The sequence below is a fragment of the Paenibacillus sp. FSL R7-0163 genome (assembly GCF_037969975.1).
In the GTDB taxonomy this organism is placed as follows: Bacteria; Bacillota; Bacilli; order Paenibacillales; family Paenibacillaceae; genus Paenibacillus_AQ; species Paenibacillus_AQ odorifer.
The window spans coordinates 709,587-724,769 of record NZ_CP150224.1 but is presented as its reverse complement, the minus strand read 5'-3'; the positions used below and the strand labels follow the sequence as shown (position 1 = coordinate 724,769).

Below are 15,183 nucleotides of genomic sequence, written 5' to 3'. Positions count from 1 at the left end.
TTGTCAACCTCCTTCTTTAAATATTTACTTGCTGTATTTGAATATACTTCCCGTATGATTCTGCGATATCATTCAGCATCACGACCATGGATTCAAGCAGCAATTGTACCTTCGCGGAAGTATCGAAATCTTCAACAGAACTTAATGTTCCACTTAAGAATCCGTTCTTCATGGATGTATCCATGGAGATTCCGGTCAAGGTCTCAATCGAATTGACGGTTCCAACTGTTACAGCGGATACCCCGGCACATACGATATCTTCGCCACGCTTCGCATAACCCGCATGCCCCTTAACCTCAAAGCCAACGATAGTTCCTAGATCCGATAATCGTGTAATCCGCACGCTAATCATTAACGCACCTTCTTACGCTTGAATCTTCTCGATAGTTACTTTCGTGTACGGTTGACGATGACCTTGTTTCTTGTGGTAGTTCTTCTTAGGTTTGTATTTGTAAACTACAACCTTAGCGCCTTTACCATGTTTCTCGACTTTAGCTGTTACAGACGCGCCGCTTACTAGCGGAGTTCCTGCAGTCAGACCACCATCGTTAGAAACAGCCAATACACGGTCAAAAGTTACACTTGCGCCGTCTTCAGCTTCCAACTTTTCAATGAACAAAACGTCGCCCTCTTGGACTTTGTATTGTTTACCACCAGTTTCGATAATTGCATACATTTTACTTGCACCTCCTCATGTCTCAGACTCGCCTAGTCTAGGTGGCAGAATTCCCGTAGGAACTGCACTTATGTACCCGATCGGAGCGGTTACAGCATGTGCAGGATCAACTGCATCAAACACATACTTGAAGATAGTATCATACTTATGACTTATCGTCAACTCATTCCAGCCATTCTCCAACTTTTCCGGTTCCCCCGCAGCACTGGCAAATCACAGGTGCAAAGCTGGCTGAATCATGCCTTGCCTTCTTTCTGGTCATCTCGAGCAGCCCGAGTCTTGTCCACCCCAAAATATGTGTTTTGGTGCGATCCTTGCAGATCACTTTCTCTAATCGCTCTGTGACCATCTTGCGGTGAAGCTCTTGTTCCATATCAATAAAGTCGACAATAATGATTCCACCAGTATCGCGTAACCGGATCAAACGACCGATCTCCTCAGCTGCGAGCAAATTCGTATTGGTAACCGTCTCTTCAAGCGATGCTCCGCCAATGTATTGAGCGGTGTTGACATCAATTACGGTTAACGCCTCTGTCTCATCCCAGATCATTGTTGCTCCGCCCTCCAGCGTAATTTTGCGGCTGAAGCTCTTAAGCAATTGATCCTGAATACCATAAGCAGCGAAAATAGACTCCGCTCCATTATAAAGACAGACTGGCTTGTACCCTTCAGGAGCCATGTCGTCCAGAAAGGCTGTTGCTTCTCTAGCTGCGGCAGATGAATCAATAATCAACTGATCCCGTTGCGGATTAAAGGCATCTCTTATAAAGCGTTGGACAATACTAAGATCACGATGTAGTAAAGCGGGAGCCTCTACCGTCTGTGCTTTACGTGTAATATTCTCCCATTGGGCACGCAGAAAGGAAAGATCGCCCTCCACAGCTTCATGTGGCTCGTCCTGAGAAACTGTCCGCATGATAAGCCCTTCTTCTTTCATTCGCAGACGTTCTCCGATTCCTTTGAGACGGCTGCGCTCTGCTTCCCGGCTTATTTTTTTGGAGACACCGACGTATTCTGCAAAGGGCATGTACACCATCCAGCGCCCGGGCAACGTATAATGAGTCGTTACACGCGCGCCTTTTCCGCCGCTTGGCTCTTTCCGCACTTGAACAACGATATCCTGTCCCGGCTGCAAAAGCGTCTCGATAGAGGGCTTCACATCAGGCTGTTTATCCAAATTAGGGTGCAATACATCATCAACATATAAAAAAGCATTCTTCTTCTGTCCGATATCAACAAAAGCAGCCTGCATACCTGGAAGTACGTTAATCACACGGCCTTTGTAATAACTGCCGACCAACCCTTGCTGCTGATCGCGTTCAGCCGCGTACTCCACCAGCCTTCCGTTTTCCAGAAGAGCCATTCGGGTAATGTGCTGCGTGCAGTGAACGATCATCTGTTTCATGGCTTCACCTCTGGTTTCGTTCGTTCATTCCTTCACATTCTCTGCATAAATACACTATATTCCGAAGTAGGTTGATATTAAGCGCTGTTCCGGCACAACAGCAACAACATTTCCTTTACCGTTTAACACATAGATAAAATGATATTGATTACGTTTAAATAGACGCAATATATCATCTAAAGGTTTCGCAGATAATGCAACTATTGGACGAGCTACGCTTCCTGTTCGCAAATGATACTCATAAACAGCCTCCCGATTCATCAAAAAAGCAACAAACCGGTACGGTAAATTACGATGGTCGGTAAAATTCGAATACAGCAAAAAAGCTCCGATCATGACCATATTCAGCCTAAGGCCTCCACCCGCTCCAAGAGGCAGCAGCGCATATATAATCACAAGGACACTTGCGGCTACACTCACCCGTCCAGTCCATAACAAAGTGTAGTAATAAGGAAGCACTAAACTAATAGTGGCCTGAAGCACTTTACCTCCGTCAAGCGGCAGCACTGGCACTAGATTAAAAAGTCCAATCATGGCATTGGCATGAATAAAATAGGTCAGAAATTCCTGATTGCCATAACCGGCTTGTTGAAGTCCCAAAGCAATTACAATCATAATTCCATTTTGCAGTGGACCGGCAAGGGCAATTCCGATCTCACGACTGGCTGTAAGCCGCCCATGATCTTCAATAACAGCCACTCCGCCAAACGGAAGAAGCTGAACCGACTTAACTGTAACACCAGCCAAAAGAGCCGCAACGACATGCCCCATTTCATGAATGAAGACAATCGTAAATAAGGTGAGCAGCTCTAGAAATTGTCCCGTGATCACGGAGAATAACATAATGATCACGAACAGTGGATGTAGTGACAGTTCGATACCAAAGATCCTAATCAAACGATACCACTTCTGTAGGATCAATATAAGTCTTGTCTTTCATCACTGCGAAAAACAGTGTGGAAGCTGAGGATACGTCCTTCTCCATCATCCAACCGAGTGAATCCCCGCTCTGCACCCAGTCATCAACCTCCAGCTTGGTGCCGCTCAAATGTCCGTATTCTGCGGTGACACCGCCTGAATGCTGAACAGCAATTCGAATGCCCCCTTCCAGCTCTTTAGAGATGGAGAGAATACGTCCCATGTCTATACTTTTCACCGTCACATTTAAGGTTGAATCGATTTGAGGCATAATTTCCACCCCTTTTAGCGTAGAAGCAAAAGGCTGGACAATGCTCCCAGCAATCGGCGCAGTGAGTTGATGATGAGCGGCCACTTTTTGAGCAGGCTCATCTTTATCTCCAAACATCGGAATGAACGCTGGAGCTCCGTTAAAGTTCTCCTCATACCAAACTCTCACAGCCGTGAAATCCATGTCATTGCTTAACGCATCACTAATAAAAGCTTGCATCTTATACGACCATGGCTGATGTACCGCAAAGACCCCCCACACTGCTCCAAACACAAGAACACTAGCAACAAAGCGCCGAATAAAACCGGCAGCAAAATTCGAGCCTCCACCGCCATCATCCTCCCAGCCTCCACGACTCTTTTTCCACATCACCTCTGGATCGGGCTCTACAGAGGATTGATCCGCATTCTTAAATCCTGTTCCCCATTCCTTAAAGCTCGTACTCTTATCCGGCATAATAAATAAAGGGGGAGTCTCCGCTATTTCTAGTTCTTGGACTTCCGAAACTCCTGAGACTGCTGAGACTTCCGGGAGTTCCTCCAATAAACTACGAATACGCTCCTTGCGGCGATTCTTGATATCTGATTTCTGATCCATATTTATCCCTCCGGACGGGCTTGTTTTACTTCCATTTTATGAAGCACGGAAGTCTCTTTAGAACAAGCCCCTCCAAGACAGACCATTTAAATCCCGGAAATGCCATACATTCATATTTATTCAAAAAAAATAAGCCCCACCATAGATTTCTCTACTCGTGGGACCCGTGTATGCTTCTTATAATAGGATTGCTTAGTAAAAATTAAGCCATACCGAAAAATTTCTTAAGTTTCTTAAATGCTCCCGGTTTGCGGTCAAGCTGCATCAGGGGTACAGCATCACCTAAAATTCGGCGTGCAATATTGCGGTAGGCAATAGCTGCTGACGAATCGGGATTCATAACTGTAGGTTCTCCGTTATTTGCGGCTTTAATGACTAGTTCATCATCCGGAACAATTCCGATAAGATCAATGTTCAGCACCTGTAATATATCCTCAATATCAAGCATATCGCCAGACTTCACAAGACCTGGGCGAATACGGTTTACCACCAATTTCGGCGATTCCACACTCGACTGTTCTAATAGTCCGATTATACGATCGGCATCCCGCACAGCGGCATGCTCTGGTGTGGTAACCACAATCGCTTTATCCGCACCGGCAATCGCATTGCGGAAGCCGTGCTCGATTCCTGCTGGACAATCGATCAGAACATACTCATATTCCTTCTTTAGTTCAAGAATGATATCTCTTACTTGTTCAGGAGAGACAGCCGTTTTATCCTTTGTTTGAGCTGCAGGCAGCATATACAATTCATCAAAGCGCTTGTCTTTAACGAGCGCTTGATTAAGGCGGCAACGTCCTTCCGCTACATCCACAAGATCATAAATAATACGATTCTCAAGCCCCATAACTACATCCAGATTACGCAGTCCAATGTCGGTATCGACGAGACATACTTTTTTGCCCTGCAGTGCAAGTGCGGTTCCAATGTTGGCTGTTGTGGTTGTTTTGCCAACTCCGCCTTTGCCCGAGGTTACGACTATCGCTTCTCCCATGGAGGCTACACCCCTTTAAACACATTTAAATCCTGACGTAATTTGACCAAATTATGAATCTTATCGATCTGCATAGCTCCGTTTGTTAAATATGCAAATTCCATACTGCTTTCTCGGGTTTCCCATTCATCGGGCGGACGACTAATAATATCGGCAATTCGCAGCTGCGTTGGAGACATTAAAGAAGCAGCTATAATCGCTTCCTCATTCCCGTCTACTCCAGCATGCGCCATCCCTCTTAGCGAACCTAGTATATAAATATCGCCTGAACAGGTTATGGTCCCCCCCGGGTTCACATCCCCCAGATATAGAAGATTTCCGTTATGGTGCAGCACCTGACCGGAACGTAGAATTCCACTCATCAAAAACAATGCGTCATTATCCTCACTGCCGGGCGCTGGAAGCGCCTCTATAGATCGAATCAACAGATTTCCCTGTCCCTTAAGAATCTCCAGCACAGCTTCCTTGTCTTCCTCAGTTACGGTACGATTGCCCAGCTTTATGTCCACATGTACAATCGGTCCAGTTAAAATATTTTGATGGCTGTGCTCCAGCTTATAGCGAAGCTCGCTCAGAAGATCTTCAAAGGGACATTTGTCGTCTAGCAGGAATATCAGGCCATCCTTGATGCCCTTAATCCTTACATGCTTGGATTTTACTGTCATATGCCTGGCCCCCTATCCTCATTCATTCGTGCCGGGCCCCTTAAATTCCTGCTTTGTATAGAAAGAAAATAGAAGCTATTTAAGCCGCTTCTTCTTTATTCGTTTCTTTCTTGATTAGCTCAAGCTGGCGCCGAACCGGTATGTAGAAGAGTAGCCCGATGGCAAAATGGAAAAGCATCGTCGGCAGCATGTGATTCAAAATCGCCCAGCTATAAGGTTCTTGATTAAGATTAAATACACTATAGATACCAAATAGTATACTATCCTCAAGTAGACTTCCAAGCAGAACCACAGTCATCATAAGGGGTAGCGGAGCACGTGGAATCTGAAATAAAAGGCCGATTAAATAAGCCGACAATCCCATCGCAAAAGAGTGTGCTCCAAGAATTCTGCCGTAAAAAACGACATCATGCAGCATTCCAAAACACAATCCCAATATAAGTGCTGTATGCCGATGATGATATATAGTCACGAACAATAACACTACAAAAACCAGATTCGGAATGATTCGCATCTGCCAAACATCTGGAATCAGCCAAGGTAAAATGGTCCCCTCCACAATAAATAAGAGGAACAGTAACAGAACAAGAACTGATCTGCGCATATTCACTATTCAGCACGCTCCTCCGTAAACACAACAATCAACTGCTTCCAGTCCTGAAATTCTGCTGAAGGCTTAATCACTGCTGTGGAGGTTAATCCAAATTCACCAACATCGACGCTTTCAACTGTGCCTATTGTCAATCCCCTTGGATACAATCCTCCAATACCGGAAGACAGAATAGTATCCTTCGCTGCAATAGGATCACCCGGAGGAATCTTAGTCATCAGCAGTCTGTTCGTCTCTGGATTATAACTCTCAATCATCCCAAAGGATTTACCCTCTTTATTTAAGGCAGTTGCCGCAATAGGCGGCTGGGAATTAGGATCATTGGTGTCCATCATTGTCATCAGCTTCACCGTGGAGGTGAAATTGCTCACCTTACTGATAACACCAACTAGACCATCCACTGAAATCACGGACATATTAGGTCTAACCCCATCTTTGGAGCCCAAATCGATAACAATCGTACTATTGCTTGGCTCTGTTGTCTGGCTAATTACCTGTGCAATACGATATTCATATTTATACAAATTTTTCTGTTCTTCAGTGAAATTCCAATTTCTCTCCAACTCGTCATTCCGCGCCTTGACGAAATTATACTGGGCTTTATCACGTGCATACTGGGCAGCCATAATTTTAAGCTGTTCATTTTCTTTAGCAAGATCACTCAGATTTCCAATATCTTCAAACAAGCCCGCTACATATCCAGCGGGCTTGTAGAACATTTTTTGCACGAAACCAGTCGAATCTCTGAGAAAGTTCTCCGGCCAGGACAAGCCTTTCCTTGTTGCCAAGCTGAAGCCCATTACCACAATGAACAGCACCAGTGTAATCAACAGAATAAACAGACGTTTATTGCTTAAGAGTTTAAACAGTTTCAACACCCTCTAACAACAGTATTTCTCCCATAACAGGGGTTGACTTACACAAGTGGTAGAACATCATCTTATCTCTTCGAACGAAGACTGGATCCGCTGCGGCTCTTGAACAAATGAATGTTCTCAAGTGCCTTACCGGTTCCAATAGCTACACAGTCCAGTGGATTCTCAGCAACAATAACCGGCATTCCCGTCTCACGTGCAAGCAGCTTATCCAAGTTGCGAAGCAAAGCTCCCCCACCTGTCAAAACAATTCCACGATCCATAATATCTGCTGCAAGCTCTGGCGGACATTTTTCCAATGTTACTTTAACAGCTTCAATAATAGCATTCACTGTGTCAGACAAAGCTTCACAGATTTCATCAGAAGTAATTGTAAGTGTTTTTGGCAGACCTGTTACGAGATCACGGCCGCGAATTTCCATGGTTTCAGCCTTTTCAAGAGGAAGGGCCGAGCCAACATCCATTTTGAGCTGCTCCGAAGTACGTTCACCGATCATCAGATTGTATTGACGTTTGATGTATTGAATGATGGACTCATCCGCTTCATCACCTGCAACACGCACTGAACGGCTAGTAACAATACCGCCGAGCGAGATTACGGCAACTTCAGTTGTACCTCCACCGATATCTACAACCATACTACCTGTAGGCTCCCATACTGGCAGATCCGCACCGATAGCAGCAGCAAAAGGCTCTTCGATAATGTAAGCTTCGCGAGCGCCAGCTTGTTTGGTAGCATCTTCTACCGCACGTTGCTCTACAGCAGTAATGCCAGATGGTACGCAGACCATTACATTAGGGTGACGCTGGAACATAGAACGCTGTTTCTGTGCTTGACGAATAAAATATTTAATCATCGTAGCCGTTGTATCAAAATCAGCGATAACGCCATCTTTCATCGGACGGATCGCACGGATATTCCCAGGTGTACGACCGATCATTTTTTTGGCGGATTCACCCACGGCTTCAATCGTCTTAGTATCAGTGTTAATGGCTACAACGGAAGGCTCTCTTACAACAACGCCCTTACCGCGTACGTAGACAAGCGTATTCGCTGTCCCCAAGTCAATTCCTAAATCTTTTGTGAAACCACCCAACATGCTAATTTCTCCTTTTCCTAAGTAAATCTACATTTATATTACATATGTCCTTTTTCTTTCAAGCTTACGAAACTGCTATCTCCGATAATTAGATGGTCCAGCACATCTATTCCGATAATCTCACCTGCCTGAAGCAATCTAGCGGTTAGGGAAATATCTTCCGGACTAGGTGTTGGATCACCACTAGGATGATTGTGCGCGCATATAATAGAGGCGCTACTGCATTTTATAGCTGCTCTGAATACCTCACGAGGATGAACGATCGAAGCATTCAGGCTGCCTATGGACAATGTTTCTTGTCCAATCACATGATTCTTCGTGTTCAGAAACAGACAGACAAAATGCTCCTTTTGCAAATAACGCAATTGCTCAGTCAGAATCTCTGCAGCGTCCCCAGGACAGCGGATAATGACCGGCATATTGAACCTGGAATTCGCAAGGCGCCTTCCCAGTTCGATGCCTGCTTTTAGTTGTACGGCCTTGGCAGGACCGATACCGTTGATTTTGGTCAGTTCTTCGATGCTAAGGTCAACTAGCCCACGCAGGCCACCGATCTTCCCCAGCATCTGCTGTGCAATATGAATAGCCGACTCGCGGCGTGTTCCCGTACGCAGCAGAATGGCTAACAACTCCGCTTGACTTAATGATTCCGCCCCATAATGCATCATGCGCTCTCTAGGTCGTTCTTCATGGGGGAGGTCCCGCAGCATAATTGGTTGCGACTCCATCCCTATCCCTCTTTCCCCAGGCTTCCTACCGGCTCAATACCGTTATGCCGAACTCGGATAGCATTTCGCCAAGAAGCGACAAAGGCAATCCGACTACATTGAAATAACAGCCTTCAATTCGTTCCACCAAAATGGACCCAAGCCCTTGTATCGCATATGAGCCAGCCTTATCAGCAGGCTCTCCCGTAGCAATATAAGCAGCAATTTCCTCTTCAGTCATTGCCCTCATCGTTACGGAAGTAACACGGTGCTCCACTATAGTCTTCCCATTCGGGAGTCCGAGGCAGGCTACACCCGTGTATACCTTATGAGTTCGGCCCTGAAGTCTGGTAAGCATCGCTTTGCTGTCCAGCTTGTCCACCGGTTTGCCTAGCACAGTATTATCTAATACAACAATTGTGTCGCTTCCTATAATGACTGCGTTACGCTCTCCGGCTGCAGCTACTACGGCTTCTGCTTTTCGCAAAGCTAGACTGCGCACGATTCTCTCCGGCGTCCAATCCGGCGGTGTGCTCTCATCAGCTTCGCTGGTAATGACCTCAAAGGGCAAACCCAGTAAGGATAACAGCTCACGTCGACGCGGTGAACCTGAGGCTAGAATAATGAGTGGTGAGTTGTCCACGTTGTAAACGTCCCTTCTTGCTCAGTAACGAGAGTTACAGTCTGCGGTACAGCCATACAGCTGTAATAATACCGGCGAGACTAAGCATGCACAATTTCAAATGAATAGTGATGTCATAGGTTATGATGTCTAAATCGGCTCGCGGAGACCATTTGAGCACAGTCGATGTTGTTAGAAAAGACAGAGCCTTTACGGGCTGCAGCAGCTTGGCGATCCAGGCTCCAGCCAGCCAGCCTAGAATTAGAAATAACAGCAGTGTTCCTACATTTTTCTTCTTCATCTCAGTCTTCCCTCGCCATTTTTTGACACCCTAATTATTATACGGTGAAACGGTGATCAATACAAACGTAAAATCCCCTACGGTAATGTTTACCACCTTTTGCCCTAAAAGTTGCGGAACGATACCCCTCTCCGAAAAAAACAACAAGCCCCCAATTCCCCGGAGACTTGCTGTTATTTTGAATCCGCAATCCAAGCATTCAATTCATAGCAGACAGCAGCTGTTTTTGGCTGGTCAAGAAGCTCAGCATGGATTCCTGCACTTCCCAAAGCAGGGCTTGCGCCTTGTTCTTGTTATATTCACTCAGTGCTGAAATTCCTTGGCTCATAGATTTCTCTAGCGCTGCGCAAATGCTTTTGGCTTCAGGCGTTATGCCTTGCTCCAGAGCTTTAACAGCTTCACTCCATTGGAGATGAAGATCACTCACAGCTGAGGTATTAGCTGCCGCATCCGTTTGTCCTCCGCTGAGTAAAGAAGCGGATTGACTGCTTAGTTCACTGAGCAGCTGTCCACTCACCGCAAAATAACTATTCACAGCCTCCGCATTTCCGGCAAATCCTAATCGTTCCACTCCGGGAAGCTCCACCTCTCTTACATAAAGCTCAATCCCTTGATTCTTCAGACCACTGCTGAGCAGCTTAGCTTGTTCACGGTCAGAGGACATTCCGGCATATACACGATTTCCGTCAGCAGGGTCCAAGCCCGCAGCCAAGCCAGCGTCCAACAGCTCTTGTCTAGCTTGTTCCGCGCCTGCCGGCGTACTGAATACGCCATACTGCAGCAGGTAGTAGCTTTGCGCAGCCACTTGAACAGGAATACTGTTTTTGCCGGCATCATCTGTGCCCGTAACCGGCAATCCCGAGGTTCCTACACCTGCTGGATCATTAGCTCCGGAAGTCTGCCCTGAAGTAGCCAACGTATCTGTTATCCCGGTTCCTGAACTACTGTCCATGTTTCCTCCATAAAAAAAGGAAAGTGCCGCATATCCTAATAGTAGACCCGTGCCGATCGCCCCCACCACAGACAGGGATAATTTCCACCAATACGATGGACGACGAGTATGGTATGAGCCCCCATAACCTCCCGTGTAAACCTCTGCTGATTTATCTCTGTCATCCAGTACCAAATCTGAAAGCAGATACGATTGCTGCGTATTTCTGAAATCTCTATCCTGTTCGTCCCATTCTTGCTGGCGTGGATCTACAGTTCCTGAGTAGTAGTCGTAAGCATCCTCCGGTGGTGCCTCACGCGTAGAGCGTAAATTAGGTTCTTGCACCCAAGTATGCTGCTGTGCTGGACCGACCTCCTTGCGCAACTCCTCTGCATATTCTTCAGCTGTGCCCAGTCCGCCACTGGACCAGCGCTCCACTACCTGCGGTTTTGGCTTAGGCTCGTCCTTATTCACGTCAAATCGGAATGTCATTCTTCCGTTATTCAACAGTAACACCTCACCTCATCTAATCTATATGGAAATATATGATAGACAATAGAGAGATATGCTATTTTTATAGCCAAATGAATAATGAAAGTTATACGGATTCAGTTTACATTACATGTAACTTTTATATACTATATAAAAAGAGCTAAAAGTGTGCACTATACTAGTTAAGCTAGAAATAGGATTTTAGTTCATTACAGTTTAGGAGGGCTTTTTCTGAAACAAAAAATTCAAGCAGCAATTGTGGGCTACGGTAATTTAGGAAAAGGTGTACGTAAGGCTATTAACCAAAGTGAAGATATCGAGCTGGTTGCGATCTTTACGCGCAGAGAGCCTGGACAACTGGAAGCCGGTGAAACCGGTGTGAAATTCGAGCATATCTCTGCCGTCGAACAATATAAGGGAAAAGTGGATGTTATGATTCTGTGCGGAGGATCGGCTACCGACCTGCCAGAACAGACACCAGCTATTGCCCGGATGTTTAATACCGTGGACAGCTTTGACACTCATGCCAAAATCCCTGAGTTCTTTGCGACCGTTGATGCCGCAGCTAAACAAGGCGGAACACTCAGCGTAATTTCTACGGGCTGGGATCCAGGCCTGTTCTCCATGAACCGTCTGCTAGCTGAAGCTATTCTTCCACAAGGTAAAGAATATACTTTCTGGGGTAAAGGCGTCAGCCAAGGTCACTCCGATGCCATTCGCAGAGTAGAAGGCGTTAAAGGTGGCGTACAATATACGGTTCCAGTACAAGAGGTTATCGAGGCTATCCGTGCGGGTGAAACACCAGAACTTACTACTCGTGAAAAACATCTTAGAGAGTGTTTTGTAGTAGCTGAGGCAGGTGCAGATCAAGAGCGCATTCGCGAAGAAATCGTGAATATGCCGAACTATTTTGCAGATTATGATACTACGGTTACTTTCATCACTGAAGAAGAACTAGCAGCTCAGCATAGCGGTATTCCGCACGGCGGGTTTGTTATTCGCAGTGGTGTAACAGGAGAAGGCACGAAACAAATTGTTGAATTTGGCCTGAAGCTGGAGAGCAATCCTGAATTTACGGCTAGTGTGCTTGTGGCTTATGCCAGAGCTGCTCAGCGTATGAGTCAAGAAGGTCAAAGCGGAGCGCGTACTGTATTCGATATTCCACTTGGAACGTTGTCTCCGAAATCACCAGAAGAACTGCGCCGCAACTTGCTCTAAAATCCTGTCAACAAATAACCCGCGTAGGACTTTTAATGGTCCTCGCGGGTTATTTGTTGTCCAGAGCAGCAAGCATCTTGTCAGACAACCTTCTATACAAGACTAAGAATCTTACTCTTAACATGATTCATTTCATAATTCTTTAATAAAGTCTCATGCGCACGATCCGCAATAATAGCGCCAAGCTCAGGATTTTTCAGTAAATTCAATACACTTCCAACAACCTCAACCGAGGTATTAGCCAGCAAAATATTTCGGTTATGCTCACAATTCAGCTTCTCACACATGATAGAGCTAGTAACCACCGGCGTTTTAAGCGCCCAGGATTCCAGTATATTTCTAGAAACTTCGCAGCCTTCAAGGATAGGCACCAGAACAGCTTTAGACCGTCGTATGTATTCAGTAGAGGAATTTACTGGTCCAGTGACTATGACCGATTCATCTTCCTTAATCAAAGTCATGACCTCCGGGTGAACCTCTGAGCTGATAATATAACTTTTGATATCTGGCACTTGCTCCTTAATCATGGGATAGGTTTTTTTAAAGAATACTCGGGCTGCATCTATTCCCAGTCTCATATTCATATTCCAGTGCAGCACAATTGAATTTTCTTTAGTCACAGGCTCTGCAAAAGTCTCATACTCATTCATCTTGATGAAATGGGGGACAACATGAACCTTACGGGCATCGGCAAATGATAGAGATTTGAACGCTAGTGCATCCCATTCCGAGGTTGCTAAAAGCAGACCCGTTTTATTCATTAATCGCCGTTTATTCCTACGATCCCATGCAGCATTGAGTTTATTATAAGGATTCTTCCTGCTTAACTTCCCTGTCTCTCCGGAAGATCCTCCGCTTCCGTTTGCAAAACTATAGGTATCTGTGATCACACTGGCTTCTGGAAGCAAGTTCCTCACCATATCAATACATTTTCCCAATAGGACATGCGATATAAATACATGCTTATAATTATTGGAACGGCAAAGCTCCAAAATAGTGTTTTTCATATCTTTATCTATATGACTTAAATTTGAGAAATTCCGCAGTTTATGTAAGGGGCGCAACATTGGCCTCCAGGTCGTATAATCTTCGTTAATGTTATGAACCGTAAGTGCCGTCCGCTCATTTATAGACACGGTTTGGTTGGCACTTCCGTACGTCAGCAAATCTATATCAAATTTCCCAAGCAAAATCTCGAGAATACTCCCTGTTCTCATTTCTCCTTCTAGATCCTCTGCGCTTTGATTCTGGGCTGATAGGAACAGCATTCTTTCTCGCATGACTCTGGCTCCTTGTATTTTGTAATAAAAACCCCCATCTACCAACTGAAACTTTAGATGCAGTTCAATAGTAACTCATTTCACTTAAAAGTTTTGTCGATTTATAGGGGAAGTCTAAATTTTTTTAAGTTTTTTTCTGGTTCCTCAGAATTCGATTACAATTTTCCCTTATAAACCGCCGCTTTTTCTAAAAAACAGACTAATCCCCCTTTTTTCACGACATACATAATCATGAATTGCTCTATTAATAGAAGTTGTAATCGTTAGGTATTATGTACTAATCCTCTTTGCATACAAAAAAAGCGTCTCCCTCGTATAATGTCGAAAGGAAGACACTTTAGTTGTCGTAGCTTCTAACTACACAGTTCCGGCCCTTTTTCTTAGCCTGATACAATGCAATGTCACTAAGTTTGTAAAGAGTGCTCAATGAGTATCGTTCACCTGAATCCACCGTGATGACTCCAATACTTATCGTGTAATGCAGAGGTACACCATGAATGATCGCCCCTGTAACCGCTGTGCGCATCCGCTCTGCAATCATATCACTGTTTTGTTCATCGGCTCTATGCAGCAGCACAGTGAACTCCTCACCGCCGAATCTTCCGAACAGATCGCCATTGCCAAGCTGCTGTTTTATTTTATGAGCCAGATCCTTCAGAACGTGGTCGCCGGTATTGTGGCCGTAGGTATCGTTTATACGTTTAAAGTGATCAACATCCAGCAGTAAAAAAGAATATGGCAGCTTCTTCATCGCTGAGGCAGCTATTAAAGGTCGGACACGCTGAACAAAGGATCTGCGATTCAAAATACCTGTCAGCACATCATAAGTGGCCACCCGCTCCAATTCTGTAAAGGACTCCTCTCTATATAGCAGCATGATTCCCGCAGTTCCTAAAAACATAAGCAAATAAATCCCCAGATAAAAAAATATCTGCAGCCAGTGAGAGGTCAGTGCATTCAGTCCTAACATCGAATAACGGTTCAAGTCCCTTGCCAACCAGCGTTAAAATCACAACACCGTACAACAATCCCATGGTTTGCTGGAGAGAGGTCTCTCTAATCTTCACAGCTAATATGTAAGCAGGTAAAGCTATGATCATAATCCCAAATAGACAAGTTGCAGCCATAACGAACCGCTCATCTGGCATAATTAAATGCAGTAGGACTACAACGACAATGGACACTCCGAACAGGATCGTATAATATCGTTCAACCCAGCTCCCAAAAACCCTGAGAAGCATCAGAAGCGCTAAGCTTTCCAGCGTACCTCCAGCTAAAGCAAGCAGCATACTGATTGGAATGGGAAGTCGCGAGTCTGTGAAATCGTTCAGCAAAAGGAGAATTAAAGCTGCCAGCTGCAAATATTTTGCCGTGACAAACAAGGTAGAAGTCCGTTCCTGCGCGTAACGCAAACGATAGACAACAATAAGCAATACCGTGAATGATTGCCACATAAAGAGGCAGACCAGCAGTGTCTTGAGATCCAGATGCATGTTAGTGAATTTCACCCCCTGTATT

The 15,183-nt window shown here is 45.2% G+C and carries 19 protein-coding genes and 1 other annotated feature; of the genes, 1 reads left to right on the top strand and 18 read right to left on the bottom strand.

All coding sequences use genetic code 11. The features are described from left to right. Positions 1-16: 16 nt before the first annotated feature. The 15 genes from NST45_RS03065 to NST45_RS02995 form a co-directional block, all read right to left on the bottom strand. Positions 17-352 (bottom strand): ribosomal-processing cysteine protease Prp, encoded by a 336-nt coding sequence (locus tag NST45_RS03065; RefSeq protein ID WP_036685168.1) that lies wholly within the window; start codon positions 350-352, stop codon positions 17-19. 12 nt (positions 353-364) lie between these two features. Beyond that, entirely contained in the window at positions 365-676 is a 312-nt protein-coding gene (rplU, locus tag NST45_RS03060; RefSeq protein WP_036685166.1) for a 50S ribosomal protein L21, read from the bottom strand. Positions 677-690: 14 nt separating this feature from the next. Then, positions 691-777, bottom strand: a sequence feature (ribosomal protein L21 leader region). After that, positions 692-859: a hypothetical protein gene (locus tag NST45_RS03055; protein ID WP_155288184.1), complete on the bottom strand. Its 168-nt coding sequence runs from the start codon at positions 857-859 to the stop codon at positions 692-694. Its footprint overlaps the feature before it by 86 nt. Next, positions 840-2,081: an Rne/Rng family ribonuclease gene (locus tag NST45_RS03050; RefSeq protein ID WP_038573035.1), complete on the bottom strand. Its 1,242-nt coding sequence runs from the start codon at positions 2,079-2,081 to the stop codon at positions 840-842. The genes NST45_RS03055 and NST45_RS03050 overlap by 20 nt, the downstream gene beginning before the upstream one ends. Positions 2,082-2,135: 54 nt before the next feature. Continuing rightward, positions 2,136-2,978, bottom strand: coding sequence for a M50 family metallopeptidase (locus NST45_RS03045; protein ID WP_076317208.1), 843 nt, complete (start codon positions 2,976-2,978; stop codon positions 2,136-2,138). Continuing rightward, the gene (locus NST45_RS03040; RefSeq protein WP_076317207.1) at positions 2,971-3,867 is read right to left on the bottom strand and encodes a M23 family metallopeptidase; all 897 of its coding nucleotides are present in this window, start codon (positions 3,865-3,867) and stop codon (positions 2,971-2,973) included. The genes NST45_RS03045 and NST45_RS03040 overlap by 8 nt, the downstream gene beginning before the upstream one ends. A 202-nt stretch (positions 3,868-4,069) precedes the next feature. Beyond that, positions 4,070-4,864, bottom strand: coding sequence for a septum site-determining protein MinD (gene minD / locus NST45_RS03035; RefSeq protein ID WP_036685156.1), 795 nt, complete (start codon positions 4,862-4,864; stop codon positions 4,070-4,072). 5 nt (positions 4,865-4,869) lie between these two features. Beyond that, positions 4,870-5,529, bottom strand: coding sequence for a septum site-determining protein MinC (gene minC, locus NST45_RS03030; protein ID WP_036685154.1), 660 nt, complete (start codon positions 5,527-5,529; stop codon positions 4,870-4,872). 79 nt (positions 5,530-5,608) lie between these two features. After that, positions 5,609-6,139 carry a rod shape-determining protein MreD gene (gene mreD / locus NST45_RS03025; protein ID WP_080742577.1) on the bottom strand — a complete coding sequence of 177 codons (531 nt, stop codon included), beginning with the start codon at positions 6,137-6,139 and terminating at the stop codon, positions 5,609-5,611. Then, positions 6,139-7,017: a rod shape-determining protein MreC gene (mreC, locus tag NST45_RS03020; RefSeq protein ID WP_036685152.1), complete on the bottom strand. Its 879-nt coding sequence runs from the start codon at positions 7,015-7,017 to the stop codon at positions 6,139-6,141. The genes mreD and mreC overlap by 1 nt, the downstream gene beginning before the upstream one ends. Before the next feature lie 62 nt (positions 7,018-7,079). Continuing rightward, a complete protein-coding gene (locus tag NST45_RS03015) occupies positions 7,080-8,114 on the bottom strand; it encodes a rod shape-determining protein (RefSeq protein ID WP_036685150.1) in 1,035 nt (344 codons plus the stop codon). 38 nt (positions 8,115-8,152) lie between these two features. Beyond that, the gene (gene radC / locus NST45_RS03010; RefSeq protein ID WP_339824879.1) at positions 8,153-8,842 is read right to left on the bottom strand and encodes a DNA repair protein RadC; all 690 of its coding nucleotides are present in this window, start codon (positions 8,840-8,842) and stop codon (positions 8,153-8,155) included. Between the two features lie 25 nt (positions 8,843-8,867). After that, positions 8,868-9,464, bottom strand: coding sequence for a Maf family protein (locus NST45_RS03005; RefSeq protein ID WP_036685146.1), 597 nt, complete (start codon positions 9,462-9,464; stop codon positions 8,868-8,870). A gap of 34 nt (positions 9,465-9,498) precedes the next feature. Next, entirely contained in the window at positions 9,499-9,744 is a 246-nt protein-coding gene (locus NST45_RS03000; RefSeq protein WP_036685144.1) for a DUF4321 domain-containing protein, read from the bottom strand. 199 nt (positions 9,745-9,943) lie between these two features. Beyond that, positions 9,944-11,182, bottom strand: coding sequence for an SPOR domain-containing protein (locus NST45_RS02995; protein WP_339824876.1), 1,239 nt, complete (start codon positions 11,180-11,182; stop codon positions 9,944-9,946). Positions 11,183-11,398: 216 nt separating this feature from the next. Here NST45_RS02995 and NST45_RS02990 point away from each other — a divergent pair, with 216 nt between their 5' ends. Next, entirely contained in the window at positions 11,399-12,385 is a 987-nt protein-coding gene (locus tag NST45_RS02990) for a diaminopimelate dehydrogenase (protein WP_036685143.1), read from the top strand. Positions 12,386-12,477: 92 nt separating this feature from the next. Here NST45_RS02990 and NST45_RS02985 read toward each other — a convergent pair whose 3' ends face one another. From NST45_RS02985 to NST45_RS02975, 3 genes are all read right to left on the bottom strand, one after another. Further along, a complete protein-coding gene (locus NST45_RS02985; RefSeq protein WP_036685141.1) occupies positions 12,478-13,665 on the bottom strand; it encodes a glycosyltransferase in 1,188 nt (395 codons plus the stop codon). 337 nt (positions 13,666-14,002) lie between these two features. Further along, entirely contained in the window at positions 14,003-14,542 is a 540-nt protein-coding gene (locus NST45_RS02980; protein ID WP_339824873.1) for a GGDEF domain-containing protein, read from the bottom strand. Beyond that, positions 14,529-15,158, bottom strand: a complete 630-nt coding sequence (locus tag NST45_RS02975; protein WP_339824870.1) for a hypothetical protein — start codon at positions 15,156-15,158, stop codon at positions 14,529-14,531. Before NST45_RS02975 ends, NST45_RS02980 begins: the two co-directional genes overlap by 14 nt. Positions 15,159-15,183: the final 25 nt, after the last annotated feature.